This is a genomic window from Mesorhizobium sp. M2A.F.Ca.ET.039.01.1.1 (assembly GCF_003998035.1).
Classification (GTDB): Bacteria; Pseudomonadota; Alphaproteobacteria; order Rhizobiales; family Rhizobiaceae; genus Mesorhizobium.
Window position 1 is genome coordinate 1 of the sequence record NZ_RZRY01001418.1, and the last position, 623, is coordinate 623.

Sequence of the window (623 nt, forward strand, 5' to 3'; positions counted from 1 at the left end):
GCGTATCAGCCGCGCCGGGCTGCCCGCCTCGGCCAGGATCTCCGCCACCGCACCGCCCAGACCGCCCAGGATGTTGTGTTCCTCGATCGTCAGAATGAAGCGGGAGTGGGCCGCGGCTGCCAGCACAGCCTTGGTATCCAGCGGCTTGATCGTATGGATATCGATCAGACCCACGGATTTGCCCGCCGCGCGCAACGTGCGGTAGGCCGCCCGTGAGGGATGGACCATCGAGCCGCAGGCGATGATGGTCAGGTCCGACCCTTCGCCGTGGACGATTGCCTTGCCAAACTGGAAGTCGACGCCATCTTCATAGACCACCGGTTCCTGGCCGCGGCCAATGCGGAAGTAAATAGGCCGGGCATGGTTGACCGAAGCCTTGACGGCAGCCGCCAGTTGCGGGCCGTCGGCCGGCGCGACGACCGTCAGGTCGGCAATGCTTCGCATGATGGCAAGATCTTCCGTCGCATGGTGGGAGGTGCCGTAAAAGCCGAGTGAAATGCCGGCATGATGTCCGATCAGCCGCACCGGCAGGGCTGAATAGGCGACGTCGGTCCGGATCTGTTCGCAGCACAGCAACGCTAGGAAAGAAGCGAATGTAGCCACGAACGGCATCGCGCCTGTGC

The 623-nt window shown here is 63.9% G+C and carries 1 protein-coding gene; it reads right to left on the reverse strand.

Features of this window, described 5'->3' with window-relative positions:
* Positions 1 to 623, reverse strand: a 623-nt coding sequence (locus EOA24_RS40195; protein ID WP_281059953.1) for a transketolase C-terminal domain-containing protein, incomplete at both ends; no start/stop codon positions are given.